The sequence below is a fragment of the Luteitalea pratensis genome (assembly GCF_001618865.1).
Classification (GTDB): Bacteria; Acidobacteriota; Vicinamibacteria; order Vicinamibacterales; family Vicinamibacteraceae; genus Luteitalea; species Luteitalea pratensis.
The window spans coordinates 565,181-579,465 of sequence record NZ_CP015136.1; the positions used below are offsets into that span (position 1 = coordinate 565,181).

Below are 14,285 nucleotides of genomic sequence, written 5' to 3' on the forward strand. Positions count from 1 at the left end.
GAAGGGACAGCAGAGATGATTCGGACTTCGAAGGCGCAGTGGAACGGCTCGCTCAAGGACGGCAAGGGCACGGTGTCGCTCGGCAGCGGCGCCTACGACGGGCAGTACTCGTTCTCGTCCCGCTTCGAGAGCGGCACCGGCACCAACCCGGAGGAACTCGTCGCCGCGGCGCACGCCGGGTGCTTCTCGATGGCGCTCTCGGCCGGCCTCGGCAAGGCCGGGATTACGCCAACCCGAATTTCGACCAGCGCGAAGGTCAACTTCGAGAAGGTGGGCGACGGCTTCAGCATCACCCGCATCGACCTGGTGACCGAGGGTGATGTCCCCGGGATCGACGAGGCGACGTTCATCGAGCACGCCGAGAACGCGAAGAAAGGTTGCCCGATCAGCCGCGCCCTCGGTGCAGTCGAGATCACGCTCACGGCGAAGCTTGTCAATGCCTGATGCCTGATGCCTGACGCCTTGAATGCCTCATGCCTCATGCCTGGCGTCAAGCACCAAGGCGCGAAGCCTTTCAAGCGTCAAGCGTCAAGCATCAAGCGTTGAAGGATGGCAACGCCGCCTAGTAGCCGGCGGCGTAGCCATCCTTCCTGCTCTCCGACGCCCCGTAGTAGACGCCGTCCTTGCGCATGATGGCCTGGTAGCCGCCATACATGCCGTAGGCGTTGCCCACCTTGTGGCCGCGGCGCATCGACTCGCGGATCGTCTCTGCCGGATAGCCGGCTTCGAGATTCAGTTCGCCCACGTCGTTCACGTGTCCGGTGCGCGGGAACGAGCCCACGTGGTAGATGCGCGGCGCGTCACCGGCCTCTTGCAGGTTCATCCCGAACTCGAACAGGTTCAGCAGGATCTGCACGTGGCCCTGCGGCTGCATGTCGCCGCCCATCAGCCCGAAGCTCATGAACGGCTGATCGTCCTTGGTCACGAATCCCGGGATAATCGTGTGGAACGGGCGCTTGCCGGGTGCATAGCTGTTCGGGTGTCCCTCCGTGAGCTCGAACCACATGCCGCGGTTGTGCAGCGCGAATCCCAGGCCCTCGACCACTTCCAGTGAGCCGAACGACAGCGAGTTGCTCTGGATGAGCGACACCATGTTGCCGTCCTTGTCCGCCGTCGTCAGGTAGACGGTGTGGCTGTCGACGGGAAAGCCGGAGTGATACACGCCAGCGCGATCCGGCTTCACGAGCGCACGGCGGGTCGCTGCGTACTCCTTCGAGAGCAGTTGATCGACAGGCACGCGCATCGATTGCGGCTCCGCGTACGCGTTGGCGAGGTCCTCGAACACCAGCTTCTTGGCTTCGGTGAACCAGTGCACGTGATCGGCGCTGCCGAAGCCGGCCTTTGACAGGTCGACGCCCTCGAGCACGTTGAGCATCTGCAGGACGGCGCTGCCCTGCGTGTTGGGCGGCAGTTCCCAGATGCGGTAGCCGCGATACATCGTGCTGACGGGAGTGACCCAGTCGGAGGTATGCGCGGCGAAATCCTCGACCGAGAGGAAGCCGCCCTGCGCCTTGATGTGCGCGGCGATCTTCGCGGCGATGGGGCCCTTGTAGAACTCGTCGCGTCCCCGCGTAGCGATCGCCTCGAGGGTCGAGGCCAGCCCGGGGTTCTGGAAGATCTCGCCCTTCTTCGGGAACGTCCCGCCCGACATGTACAGCGACCGGAGATTGACGAAGCTGCCCGGCGGCGTCGCCGGCAGCCGCTGGCTCAGGCGGAGGTTGGAATCGTCGGAGATGTCCGGCGCAACCGGGAAGCCGTCGCGCGCGTACGCGATGGTCGGTGCGAGCAGACGGGCCATCGGCTTCGACCCGAATCGGCCGTGCAACGCGAACCACCCATCCACGCATCCGGGCACACTGACGGCCAGCGGGCCGTTGGCGGGAATCTGTGTCAAGCCGCGCCGCTTCAGCTCGGCGAGCGTCATCGCCCGCGCCGATCGCCCACTGGCGTTGAGCCCGTACAACTGCTTCGTCTTCGCGTCCCAGACAACGGCGAAGAGGTCGCCGCCGATGCCGCTGTTGCCCGGATCGCCAAGACCCAGGAACGCGTTGGCCGCGATCGCGGCGTCCACGGCGTTGCCGCCTTCCTTGAGGACGTCGAGCGCGATTTGCGTGGCAAACGGATGGCTGGTCGCCACCATGCCATTGCGGGCAATCACCTCCGATCGCGAGGCGAAGCCGCGTCCGGAGAGCCGATCCTGGGCGACCACTGCCGTGCCGAGGATGGCGGTGACCAGCAACCCGATCGCCGTCGTGGAGATACTTCGGACGGTCATGCTCGCAACCCCGACACGATCTGCAGGTGCCCCATGTGGTGACGGCCGTGCCATGCGTACATGTGCACCAGTTTGTCGAGCGTCATCGGGCCATTCACCGGGTGCACCAGCTCGCGGCCGAACGCCTCGTCGGGCAAGGACTCGAGCAGCAGGGTCCAGCGCTGGTGTGTTGCGGCGAGCAGCGCGAGCGACAGCTCGATCGGCGCAGACGAGGCGTCAGGCAATTCGGCCCAGCCTTTCTCGTCGTAGGCCTTGATCGTGGGCCGATCCTCGGTGAGGAGCCAGCGCGTGCGCACGTACGCGTTGATGTGGCTGTCGCTGACGTGGTGGATCACCTGGCGAGCCGCCCAGCCACCGTCGCGGTAGCGCGTGCCGAGCTGTGCCTCGGACAAGGACGTCGCAACCGCCCGAAATACCTGTGGGAATTCGACGATGGTGGAGATGGCACCGCGGCGCGCGTCGGCGCCCATGTCCCCCTCGTACTGGAAGCGGCCGACGGGATAGCGAAGGGCTTCGGACATGACCGGGAGTGTAGCCTGACGAACGCTGAACGCTGGACGCTGAACGCCGAACGCCGCTGCCCGGCTCCACACGAAGGTAGGGACCGCTCTCTGAGCGGTCCATCTCCACAAGCCTTTCGCTCTCCGAGCGGTCCATCTCCACAAGCCTTCTCCGAGCTGTCCATGTCCTCGACCTGGCATGACGTGCGGAGATGGACGCCTCGGAGAGGCGTCCCTACCTTCCGATGAACTTCATCCCGTCAGCGGCGTAGCGGTCACCCGCGAAAATCCCCTTGGGGGTGATTGATTCGAGCCGTGAGAGATCCGCGTCATCCAACGTGATCCCGGTGGCGCCGAGGTTCTCCTCGAGGCGCGCGATGCTGCGCGTCCCGGGGATCGGCACCATGTCGTCGCCCTGCGCCAGCACCCACGCCAGCGCGAGTTGCGCCGGCGTGCAGCCCTTGTCCTGGGCCATGGCGGCGACGGCGTCCACCAACTCGAGGTTCTTCGCGAAGTTCGCGCCCTGGAAGCGTGGCGCACGGCGCCGGAAGTCGTCTGCGGCAAGGTCCTCGAAGCGGCGGATGGCGCCGGTGAGGAAGCCACGTCCGAGCGGGCTGTACGGCACGATCGTGATCCCCAGCTCGCGACACGTCCCGATGATCTCGTCCTCGATGTCGCGGCTCCACAGCGAATACTCCGATTGCAGCGCGGCGATGGGATGCACCCGGTGGGCGCGGCGGATGGTGTCGGCGCCCGCCTCGGACAGGCCGAGGAAGCGGACCTTGCCGGCCGTCACGAGCTCGGCCATCGCGCCGACCGTCTCCTCGATCGGCGTGTCCTGGTCGACACGGTGCTGGTAGTAGAGGTCGATGTGATCGACGCCGAGACGCTGCAAGCTGCCCTCGCAGCTGCTGCGCACGTACTCGGGAGTGCCCTTGACCGTTCGCCTCGCCGGGTCGGCCAGGTCGCGCACGATGCCGAACTTGGTGGCGATGAGCACCCGGTCGCGATGCGGCGCCAGCGCCTGCCCGACCAGCCGTTCGTTGGTGTACGGGCCGTACATGTCGGCCGTGTCGAAAAACGTGACGCCGAGGTCGACGGCCCGCAGCATCGTTGCGATCGATTGCCCGTCGTCGCGTGGGCCGTAGAAGTCGGACATGCCCATGCAGCCGAGCCCGATGGCGGAGACGGGAACCTTCGAGGGGCCGAGCGTGCGCTGCGGAACGGACATGGCGACACCGTAACGCGTCGGCGTGACATCCGCAAACAGGCCCCCCACGGAACCCAACCGTCCCGCCGGGCGTCCCACCGGAGGCCCCGCCCGCCGGCTGGCGGGGCAGGCGCGACCCTGAGGAGGGCGAGATGGACACGAGCAGGTCACTCGACGAACAGCGCCGTGAGTTTGCCTCGCGGCGATTCCTCGCGATGCCACTCGCTGGCACGATCGCCTGGCTGGTGGTGGCCGGCGGCAGCATGCTTCTGCCGCGCTACCGGCACCTGGTCCTCTTCGCCGCAACCGGGTCGATCGCCTATCTGGGAACGACGCTCTCGAAGGTCACGGGCGAGGATTTCCTCGACAAGACACGCCGGAAGAACGCCTTCGACAGCCTGTTCTTCCACACCGTGGCAATGTCGTTGCTGGTGTACGGCATCGCGATCCCGTTCTTCCTCGTCGATCCTTCGTCGCTGCCGTTGTCGGTGGGGATCCTGAGCGGGCTGATGTGGCTCCCGGTTTCCTGGCTCCTCGAGCACTGGGTCGGCTACTTCCACGCCTGTGCCCGCACGCTCCTGCTCGTCGCGACGCACTACCTGTTCCCGGAGCAACGCTACCTCGTGATTCCACTGGTGATCATCGCTGTGTACGCGGTGACGGTCGTCATCCTGGAGCGGCGCTGGCGCCGCGTGCGCTAGAGGACCTCCTGCGTCTCGACCTTCCAGTAGACCTGCCAGTCGGCGCCCTCGTTGCTGTCATTGGCAATGGTGACGACACGCACGACGGAACTCCATCAGGTGTAGCCGCCGGACTTGTCCGGCGGTCGCCCATCAGAGCGCGTCGGACAAAGTCCGACGCCTACAGGCGACAACGTCCGTACGCCTCACCTGACGTTGACTGCAACTGATCGCCGGAGGTAGGTGCCGTAACGTTCGCTCGCCACGTCGAGTGCTCGTCGCACTCCCGGGCGGAGCGGCTCCAACAGGCGCAGGGCGAGCGTGAAAGGTGAGTCGCTTCGATTGGGAAGCGCTCGCTTCCACGTACACGCATGCCGGCCGTCCACCATCACCGGCTGGCTCAGCAGCGCCGACTGCGTGAGCGTCGAGACCGCCGACGACGCCAGCAGGCCGCGACGGTCGCGGTAGCCGAGCGTGGACCTCGCAACCATTACCTACGCACTTGGCCACAATCGGCGAATTCGGGGACGCACAGCACCATGCTGCGCGCCCCCCGCTGGTGCGTCAGCGGACCTTTGTTGCAAGCTTCCGCAGGACCTGGCTCGACAGGACGGCGGAACTGCGAGGACCGACGAGAGGACAAGCAGGGCCTCATGTCCGGAACAGCGCAAAGCGCGGACTTTCGGTGCCACCGGTGCAGATGTCTTTGTTCGCGGCGGCCAGGCGTGGTACCGAAGAGCGATGGCGCTCACCGGAAGATGCACCATCGCCCTCCTGCTGGTGCTATGGGCCGGCCGCGTTCCCATCGCGCAGGAACAAGGCCGGGCTGATAGCGACTGGCGAGGCATGCGCATCCTGCTGGACACGCTCGCCGACCGCTTCGGTCCCACCGAGCGAGAGCGTGGCTTCGAGATGGTGCGGTCCAGGCTCGCTCGAGGCGCTCTGGTTCCGTCGCCGCTGTTCGACGATGTGTCGGTCTGGATGACCCGGGGCGACACATGGCGGGCACTCGAACTCACGGGGTAGATGTCCGGAGGGCTCTATCGCGTCGGCATCCGTGCCGAGGCTGACACTCCGGCGACCCGGGGCCAATACCGGGGAAGAATGCGACTCCAGCGCCTGGCAGGGGGACGCTTCGAGTGGACCGCGAACGACGTGCAGGCGATCGGCGAGACCAGCCCAGCCGACATCGGACGTGCGGCACGTGCACTCCTTGACGGCGCTGCGCGCGCGAGAGGCGACGAGGCGGTGGCACGCTCCGCACTGGCCAGGACCCTGCCGCGCGCGTCGGCTCAGTTCGGGCGGCTGTTCCGACTCGAAGGTCTGGCTCTCCAGCCAGATGGCGACGGCGCAACTTCGATCCGCCTTTCGGTGAGACTCGTGCCCGACGGCATCCGCGGCGTGGCGCCCCGCTACGCGACGTTCATCGAGCGATATGTCGTGCCGATGCGCGTGTCCCTCGTCGTCGCGGACCCGGTCGGCGTCAAGTGGTGGGCGATCGAGGCCGCCGAGCGCCTATGGACACTCCGCCTGCGCGTCAGGAACGGGCATCTCGTTCCGCTCGACGGGCGTGTCGACGCTCAACTGCCGTCACGGCTCCGGGTCATGGCCGACTTGGCGACGCGGTTCGGGCGATTCGGCGTTGGCGCCCGCCGCGTCGCCGCGAACGTGTCGCTCACCCGCACGCCCGGTGAAGTGGGCCTGCTGGCCACGTTTCTCGAAGAGCCGGATTGGCAGCTGCCGTTGTTGGTCGAGACGATGCTCGACAGTCCTCTCCGCTACCCGTTCGAGGCGCCAGGGTCGGACGTCGCCTGGACGATCCGCGAGGCGCCGGGCGGGAACGTTCTCGCACGACGCTATCGCGCTCGCGTCAGCGACAGCTGGATCCTGCGCTGGCTGTCAGGCATGGTGAACGATGCGGTGGGAAGCTTCCGGGACGGCGCGGAACGGGAAGCGGATCGGTACCATCGAGCCTGCCTCCTCGCACTCCGCGACGACCTTGCCACCCTCGACGCTGCTCCGTAGCCAGCGCGCCCGTCACATGTCAGCGCCCAGCCGAACCGCTGGACGTCTGCGTCGGGCTCCGCATCCCCGACGCGGTGCAGCGGTTCTCTCGCGAGTTGACGCATTCGGCAGATCCGACACGAGAAAACACATGCCGAACCTTCGTCGCCGAGACATCACACGCCGATCAACGTGACCGGTCGCCCCAGGAACGCGGCGTAGCGCTGGACGCCTCGAACGAGGGCCCGTCGCTGTCCAGGCGCGAGCGTTTCCAGGAGACGCACTTCGACGAGGAGGGGAGCCGTCGGACGCGGTGACAGCGTCCGGCGCCACGTGCCCACGTGGCGGCCCTCCAGCATGAGTGGCTGCGACAGCAGCGCCGACTGCGCGACTGTGGAAACCGGCGTCGACGCATGCAGTAGCGGGCGGCGATCGCGGTAGGCGACCGTGTACTCGTCGAAACTGGGGAGCAGGTGCACAGCCGCCGCACGGCGAGCGGCCGCTGGCGGGCGCTGCTTCGTGGCCGCCGTCGTCTCGTGGCCTTCGGCGCTCTGCCAGTACTCGGTTCGGTCGATGATGCGGCGTTGCAGGGCATCGCCCGCGAGCGCGATGCCTTCGCGCACGGCGCCCATCGGCAACCCTGACCACCAGGCGGCGTCGCTTACGGTCGCCGGGCCATGACTGGAGAAGTAGCGCGTCACGAGTGCGGTGACGGCTGCCTCCCGGTCGACGGGACGCGCTGGTGGCACGCGCTCGTCGATCAATGCGTACGTGAATTGCTTGCCGACGCGCGGGCCACTGCAGATGAGGCCCTCGAGTTCGGCGTGCATCACCAGGTGGGCGAGACGTTGGTCGGCGGGGTCGATGCGGGCGCGCCGGAGGACGTCGGCCAACTCGGGGCGCGTGAGGTGACGGCCGCCCGCGAGCGCCCGCGCGAAGACGCGCTCGGCCTTCGCGCGTGTGGAGGGGTCGAGGCCGAGTTCCCGGTAACGTGCCGCGCTGGCGGTCTGTATGCGCGGGCCCGTCAGCGCGAGCATCCACCGCAGGTCCTCGGGCGCGACGAAGTGCCACGTCGGCCGCAGTACGTGCGTGCGGACGAGGGCACCGGCGTCGAACGCCGCGAGCACGTTGGCTTCCGTGGTTGCCGTGGCGAGACGCTGACCGATCGCCCACAGGGCGCCCGAGAAATCCTGCGCCTGCACGGCGCCGAACCAACGGACGACGTCGACAGGCGAGGGTAATCCGTCGCCGGCAAGATGATGGCGCGCCAGACGTTCGCGAAGCATGCGTCGCGCCATCGTCGCATACCGGGAAAGCGCCTCGGCGAGAGGCGCCCCTGTTCAGTCTCGGGGCTCAAAGTCTCAGGTCTCAAAGTCTCAAAGTCTCAGGTCTCAGGTCTCAGGTCTCAGGTCTCAGGGAAGACGTGAGACTGATCTCGTAGCTGCCCGTCGACCTGACGGAGTGACCGTCGAGCAAGCTCGACGGCGACATCATCAACGCCGTCTTGGTGCCCGGTGCCCGGTGCCCGACACCAGGCATCAGGCATCAGGCATGAGGCATGACCTACGGCTGGCTCGTCGTCGTCGCGGTCGCGGGACGCTGGGCCGGCGCGCCCGGAGGGGGCGTCGCGGGGCGCGGCTTGGGCAGTGGCTTGCGCGGGAACAGCGCGTCGCGGTTCGCGGCCTGATAGGCAAACGACGCGATCACGATCGCGTTCTGCATCAGGTCCTGCGGAATGGCGCGCTCGTAGACGTCCAGGTTCGTGTGATGCGTGCGCGACGAGTACTCGAGCGGATCCTGGATGAACTGGAACCCGGGAAGGCCGACGGCATCGAAGGCCTGATGGTCGGTGCCACCCGTGTTGCGAATGCTGAGCGTCTCCATGCCGAAGTTGTGGAACGGCTTCATCCACGCCTCGAACACCGGCGCCGCCGCCTCGTTGCCCTGCAGGTACACGCCGCGGAACGCGCCGCCGCCGTTGTCCATGTTCAGGTAAACCGACAGCTTGCCGTGTTCCGGCTTCAGCTTCATGTCGGTGGGATCGGCGAAGTGCTCCTTGACGTAGGCGCGCGAGCCGAGCAGGCCCTGCTCTTCCCCGGTCCAGAGCGCCATCCGGATGGTGCGGCGCGGCTTCAGCCCGCTCGTCTGCAGGATGCGCATCGCCTCCATCATCACCGCGGAACTCACGGCGTTGTCGGTCGCGCCGGTGCCGGTGTGCCACGAGTCGAAGTGCGCGCCGATCATCACGACTTCGTCGGCCTTGTCGGTGCCCGGGATCTCGGCGATGACGTTGTAGACATCGAGCGAGGTGTCGACGAACCGGCTGCGCACGTTCATCGTCAGTTTCACCGGCACCTTCTTCTCGAGCACACGCAGCAGGCGGCCGTAGTGTTCGCCGGCGAGCACGACCTGCGGCACTGGCACCTGCCCCTCGACCGTGCGATCGCCATCGCCGGGCATCGGCCCCTGCGCGATCACGGCGCCGTTGTCACCGCGAGCGCCGGCCGACATCTCGACGACGGCGAGGATGCCTTCCTCCTTGTAGAAGGCCATCCGCTTCTTGCGGAACTCCATCCCGGCGCCGAAGCCGCCCGGGAAGCGTCCACGCGCGCTTCCGATCTGGTCGTGCGACAACTCCTCGAGGCCCGTCTCGGTGTAGCGGCGTGTCGGCGATTCGAAGAACGACGCGACCTCGCGGGTCGGAGACTGCAACACGAACTTGCCCTTCAGCGTCCCCTTGTACTTGGCGAAGTCTTCGTCGGTCTCGATCGTGACCGCCACGGCGTCGCCGCTCACTTCGCCTTCTGTGCCGGGCGTCCATGCTTTCGGGTACCCGAGCAGGACGAAGGGCTGTGGCGCGTCCATGCGGATGGACGTGTGCTCGTTCACCCAACCGCGGCCGAAGGGGCCCCACTTCTCCGTGTGGACGTTGGCGAGTCCCCACGCGGTCAACTGCTTCTGCGCCCACGCCGCGGCCTGGTGCATCATCGGCGAGTTGGTGAGGCGCGGGCCGTTGATGTCGGTCAGGTAGCTCAGCGTCTCCATCACCTTGGAGTTGCTGACGCCCTCCTGCTTGATGCGATAGATCGCGTCGAGGTCGGCCTGATCGCGCAACTGCGCGGTCACCGGCACGGCGAGGGTGGCGGCCACCAGGGCCGTGGCGAGCGCAGCCCGACGCGTCCCGCCAGGAAGGGTCCAGCGAATCATCTACGTAGCTCCTTGAAACTCGGGTCGCCCGGACAGGGACACCCGGCTGCGACAGCCCTGGCGCGACGTAGCCTTTGGCGAAGTCGGCCGGGTGACGCGGGCGAACACACGATGTTACCCCCGCGAGGCACCGCAGGTCATCGGGGATCTAGGCCTGGATACCATTCGATACACATGTCCGCCGACCTGAAGGTCGGCGGCTACGGCCCTCGGCGGAGCCGTCGATCGTTGGCAGCACACCGCAGCTGCTCGGGGACGCTGACAGCCTGGATGCTTTCTCTAGCGGAAGGGCGACAGTAGGCGTCGACCTTCAGCTCGACGCACGCATCGGGACTCGACGCGTTCTGACTGCGTGCTAGTTGGCGTTTGCGGCGGTCGCGGCTGCGGTCGGCACGGCGCGTGCGAGGCGACCGAGCGGCCGGTCTGGCGAGCCGGCAAAGCGCCACGCCTGGCGCTCGCGGTGCTCGACGAACGAGGCCAGCGCCGAGTCGGGAATTGGCTGGCCTGGCGGCAGCTTGCGGTGCTCGTCCAGCGGATTCACGTGCGTGCCGCCCTTGAGCAACTCGTAATGCAGGTGCGGGCCCGTGGACAGGCCCGTCGAGCCAACGTTGCCGATGAGCTCACCCTGTGAAATCCGCATTCCGGCGCGGATGCCCGAGGCGATGCGCGAGAAGTGCAGGTAGCGGGTCTCGTAGCCGCTGTCGTGACGGATGTAGACCGAGTTGCCGCCGCCACCGGTCCAGCCGGCCCGGAGGATCATGCCGCTTGCCACGGCCAGCACCGGCGCACCGCTCGGGGCACCGTAGTCCACGCCGCGATGCGCGCGAGCCGTCCCGAGGACGGGGTGCACCCGGCGGAACGAGAAACCCGAGGTCACGCGCGGCTCGAATTTCAGCGGTGACTTCAGGAAGAAGCGACGCATCGATCGGCCGTCGCGGTCGTAATAGTCCGCCTTCTGGCCGGGCACTGCGTACCGGAACGCCTCGAAGCTGCGTCCACTGGTGGTGAACCGCGCCGCGACGATATCGCCGTAGCCGCCGAACTCGCCCTCGCGGACCACCTTCTCGAACAGCAACTCGAACGAGTCGCCCGGCTGTAGTTCGTTGGCGAAGTCGACCTCGCCCTCGAACACCCGCGCGAACTCGAGCGCGAGCCCGATACTCTCGCCAGCTGCATTGACCGCGGCGATGAGTGACGGCGTTTCGCGCGAGATCTCGCCACGAATCGACATCAGGGCCTTGTGTTTCTCGTAGGGCACGACCTGGACGTCGTAGTCAGGCATGGCATCGGCCGCCTGCTCGTCGGCGCCGACGACCTTGAGGAACTTGTCCGCGTCGATCTGGTACGTGAACTCGCGGATCATGCCGTCGAGCCCGAGTTGCAGGCGATACGGGCGATCGGCGCGGATGCGGCGCAGGTCGAAGCGCTTCTTCGCCGACTCGACGAAGTGATTGACGATGTCGTCGCTGACCTGATGGGCACGCAACAGGCTGGCCAGCGTGGCGTTGCGGGGCACTCGTGCCTCGATGAGGCGGGTAGCTTGTTCCTGCACCTGGACGGCTGCCAGGGCGCTCACAGACTCTTGCGGCGTCGGCTGCGCCGAGCAGGCGGACAGCGCCACGGCGGCTGACAGGGCGAGGGGGAGGGTTCGCTTCGTCACGCGGGCGTCAGAATACAAACGTTTGAATAGCGGGGCTACTGCAAATTGTTAGTTCTACCGAGAATGTAGGGATCGGATGCCCCAAAACCGTCGCTGCTTCGGCGGAAGCGCGTCCTCCACAACCCAAGGTGGGCGCATTTCGAGGCGTTTCGCCGCGCCTTCGTCGTCGACCTGACTTCGGCGAAACCGTCCCACCAGCTTTTCGTATCAACGGTTCTAATGATTGGACGTCTGCTTCTCACCCTTCTGGTTGCCTCGCCAGCGATTGCCGCCGCCCAGCCGGCGTGGTCTGCAGAGGCAATCGACGCGGAACTGCGCGAGGTGATGCGACTCACCGGCGCACGCGCGCTGGGAATGGCGGTGATCAGGGACGGGCAGGTGGCGGAGGTGCGGGCCCAGGGGGCACGTAACGCGACAGGCGCGCCGCTGCTCCCCGACACCGTCATGTACGGCGCATCGCTCACCAAGGCCGCGTTCGGCTACATGGTTATGCAACTGGTGGACGAGGGGCGCCTGGACCTCGACGCATCCATCGCCCGATACCTGGACCGGCCCTTGCCAGAGTACCCGCCGGACGACAAGTACGGCCCGTGGAAGGACCTTGGTGGTGACGACCGCTGGCGGCAGCTGACGCCGCGCATCCTGCTCACGCATGCCTCGGGCTTTGCCAACTTCGCGTTCCTCGAGCCGGATGGGAAGCTCCGTTTTCATTTCCCGCCCGGTGCCCGCTATGCGTACTCGGGCGAAGGCCTGATCCTGCTCCAGTTCGTGCTCGAGAAGGGTCTCGGGCTCGACGTCGGCGCCGAAATGCAACGCCGCGTGTTCGACCGTTTCGGGATGCGGACGACAAGCATGACGTGGCGGCCCGACTTCGCCGCCAACCTGGCCGACGGCTGGGACGCGCAGGGCTCTCCGGTACCGCACGACGAGCGCAGCAAAGTACGCGCAGCCGGGTCGATGGACACCACCCTGCGCGATTTCGCGCGGTTCGCGGCCGGCTATGTGCGCGGCGATGGCCTGACCCCCAAGGGCCGCGCCGACCTCACGCGGCCGCAGCGTTCCATCACCACGGCATCGCAATTCCCCACGTTCCAGCCAGAAATCCCACCCGCCCGTCGTCGTCGCGATCTCGCGGCCGGCCTCGGCGTGATCGCCTTCGACGGCCCGCAGGGGCCGGGCTTCTACAAGGGCGGCCACAACGACTCCACGGGGAGCACGTGGGTCTGTGTCGAGCGGCGCCGGGACTGCGTCGTCATCCTCGCCAACGACGTCCGCGCCGAGCCGGCGTTTCCTCGTCTGGTGCACTTCGTCCTCGGCGACACCGGCGCGCCATGGACGTGGGAATACGGGGACATGACGTTCACGCCGCTGCGCGCGACTCCCCGCGCACCGTAAGATCGGACGCGATGGCTCTCGTCCGACCGTTCCGCGCCCTTCGTCCTCGCCCCGACCTCGCCGCCGAGATGGCGGCCGTTCCCTACGACGTCGTCAACGTCGAGGAGGCGCGTGCCCTCGCGCAGGGCCGCCCCAACAGCCTCCTGCACGTGTCGCGTGCGGAGATTGACCTGGCACCGACCGTGTCGCCCTACGCCGACGAGGTGTACACGCGTGCGTGGGAGACGTTCGAGGCATTCCGGTCGAGCGCCTTGGTCCAGGACCACTTGCCGCGGCTGTACGTCTACCGGCTGCGCATGGGCGACCACGAGCAGACGGGGCTTGCCGGCGCATTCTCGGTGGACGAATACCGCCGCAACGTCATCGTCAAGCACGAGCGCACCCGCAAGGACAAGGAAGACGACCGGACGCGGCACATCACGGAACTGCGTGCGCAGACCGGCCCGGTGTTGCTCACGTTCCGCGACACGCCGGCGGCGTCGGCCGCGATCGCCGATGTCACCGCCGGGACGCCGCTCTACGACTTCGTGGCCGACGATGGCGTGGGGCATGCGGTGTGGGCGGCAAACGATGCGCAGGCCGCGGCGCTGAAGGCCGCGATGGCGGACGTGCCGTTCGTGTACATCGCCGATGGTCATCATCGTGCCGCGAGTGCGGCCCGCGCACAGGACGCGCTCGGTGCCGAAGCCGACGACGAGGGGGCGTTCTTCCTGGCGGTCGCCTTCCCGGACACACAGATGCGGATCCTGCCGTATCACCGTGTCGTCAAGGACCTGAAGGGACACACGCCCGAGGCGTTGCTCACGGTGCTGGCGCAGCGCTTCCCGATGTCGGCCGGTTCGCCGGTGCCGTCACGCAAAGGCGAATGCGGTGTCTACATCCGCGGCAAGTGGTACACGCTGACACTCGGCGATGACACGACCGATGCCGCCGATCCGATTCGCACGCTCGACGTCTCGCGGTTGCAGGAGCAGGTTCTCGCGCCGGTGTTCGGCATCGAGGATCCACGCACCGACACGCGCATCGATTTCGTCGGCGGCATTCGCGGCACCGGCGAACTTGAGAAGATCGTCAACGGCAAGAAGGCGGAGATCGCGTTCTCGATGTACCCGGTGACGCTCAGCGAACTCATGGCCATCGCCGACGCCGGCGCGATCATGCCGCCCAAGTCAACCTGGTTCGAGCCCAAGCTACGCGACGGGCTGCTCATTCACGAGATATAGGCAATTTCAGAATTTCAGAATTTCACGAGTTGCAGGATTGGCTCGCACACGTCGGAAGGTCGAAGGTTCGTGAAATTGCAGCCGCAGAGCATCAGGTGACGATGTAGCCGCCGACCTTCAGGTCGGCACCG

At 67.0% G+C, this 14,285-nt stretch carries 13 protein-coding genes; 6 read left to right on the plus strand and 7 right to left on the minus strand.

Features of this window, described 5'->3' with window-relative positions; all coding sequences use genetic code 11:
• Positions 1-15: 15 nt before the first annotated feature.
• Positions 16-444, plus strand: a complete 429-nt coding sequence (locus LuPra_RS02385; protein ID WP_110169277.1) for an OsmC family protein — start codon at positions 16-18, stop codon at positions 442-444.
• A gap of 118 nt (positions 445-562) precedes the next feature.
• On the opposite strand, the gene ggt is transcribed toward LuPra_RS02385, so the two are convergent.
• The 3 genes from ggt to LuPra_RS02400 all read right to left on the minus strand — a co-directional run bounded on the left by ggt (position 563) and on the right by LuPra_RS02400 (position 4,006).
• Positions 563-2,275, minus strand: coding sequence for a gamma-glutamyltransferase (gene ggt, locus LuPra_RS02390; protein ID WP_110169278.1), 1,713 nt, complete (start codon positions 2,273-2,275; stop codon positions 563-565).
• A complete protein-coding gene (locus LuPra_RS02395) occupies positions 2,272-2,796 on the minus strand; it encodes a YfiT family bacillithiol transferase (RefSeq protein WP_110169279.1) in 525 nt (174 codons plus the stop codon). Before LuPra_RS02395 ends, ggt begins: the two co-directional genes overlap by 4 nt.
• 214 nt (positions 2,797-3,010) lie before the next feature.
• Positions 3,011-4,006, minus strand: a complete 996-nt coding sequence (locus LuPra_RS02400; RefSeq protein ID WP_110174491.1) for an aldo/keto reductase — start codon at positions 4,004-4,006, stop codon at positions 3,011-3,013.
• 131 nt (positions 4,007-4,137) lie between these two features.
• Here LuPra_RS02400 and LuPra_RS02405 point away from each other — a divergent pair, with 131 nt between their 5' ends.
• Positions 4,138-4,686: a DUF7010 family protein gene (locus LuPra_RS02405; protein ID WP_110169280.1), complete on the plus strand. Its 549-nt coding sequence runs from the start codon at positions 4,138-4,140 to the stop codon at positions 4,684-4,686.
• 185 nt (positions 4,687-4,871) lie between these two features.
• Here the strand turns inward: LuPra_RS02405 and LuPra_RS02410 are convergent, their stop codons facing one another.
• Positions 4,872-5,156, minus strand: coding sequence for a hypothetical protein (locus tag LuPra_RS02410; RefSeq protein WP_110169281.1), 285 nt, complete (start codon positions 5,154-5,156; stop codon positions 4,872-4,874).
• Between the two features lie 250 nt (positions 5,157-5,406).
• Here LuPra_RS02410 and LuPra_RS02415 point away from each other — a divergent pair, with 250 nt between their 5' ends.
• Together LuPra_RS02415 and LuPra_RS02420 are read left to right on the plus strand one after the other, a co-directional pair.
• The gene (locus tag LuPra_RS02415; RefSeq protein WP_110169282.1) at positions 5,407-5,691 is read left to right on the plus strand and encodes a hypothetical protein; all 285 of its coding nucleotides are present in this window, start codon (positions 5,407-5,409) and stop codon (positions 5,689-5,691) included.
• Positions 5,692-5,769: 78 nt separating this feature from the next.
• A complete protein-coding gene (locus LuPra_RS02420) occupies positions 5,770-6,690 on the plus strand; it encodes a hypothetical protein (RefSeq protein WP_110169283.1) in 921 nt (306 codons plus the stop codon).
• 155 nt (positions 6,691-6,845) lie between these two features.
• Here LuPra_RS02420 and LuPra_RS02425 read toward each other — a convergent pair whose 3' ends face one another.
• The 3 genes from LuPra_RS02425 to LuPra_RS02435 form a co-directional block, all read right to left on the minus strand.
• Positions 6,846-7,955, minus strand: a complete 1,110-nt coding sequence (locus LuPra_RS02425) for a winged helix DNA-binding domain-containing protein (protein WP_157898649.1) — start codon at positions 7,953-7,955, stop codon at positions 6,846-6,848.
• A gap of 277 nt (positions 7,956-8,232) precedes the next feature.
• A complete protein-coding gene (locus LuPra_RS02430; protein ID WP_110169285.1) occupies positions 8,233-9,876 on the minus strand; it encodes a M20/M25/M40 family metallo-hydrolase in 1,644 nt (547 codons plus the stop codon).
• 355 nt (positions 9,877-10,231) lie between these two features.
• On the minus strand, positions 10,232-11,536 hold the full coding sequence (locus tag LuPra_RS02435) for a M23 family metallopeptidase (protein WP_157898650.1): 1,305 nt from the start codon (positions 11,534-11,536) through the stop codon (positions 10,232-10,234).
• Between the two features lie 219 nt (positions 11,537-11,755).
• On the opposite strand from LuPra_RS02435, the gene LuPra_RS02440 reads away from it, so the two are divergent.
• Positions 11,756-12,931 carry a serine hydrolase domain-containing protein gene (locus LuPra_RS02440; RefSeq protein WP_110169287.1) on the plus strand — a complete coding sequence of 392 codons (1,176 nt, stop codon included), beginning with the start codon at positions 11,756-11,758 and terminating at the stop codon, positions 12,929-12,931.
• Positions 12,868-14,154 carry a DUF1015 domain-containing protein gene (locus tag LuPra_RS02445; RefSeq protein WP_237050781.1) on the plus strand — a complete coding sequence of 429 codons (1,287 nt, stop codon included), beginning with the start codon at positions 12,868-12,870 and terminating at the stop codon, positions 14,152-14,154. The genes LuPra_RS02440 and LuPra_RS02445 overlap by 64 nt, the downstream gene beginning before the upstream one ends.
• Positions 14,155-14,285 lie beyond the last annotated feature (131 nt).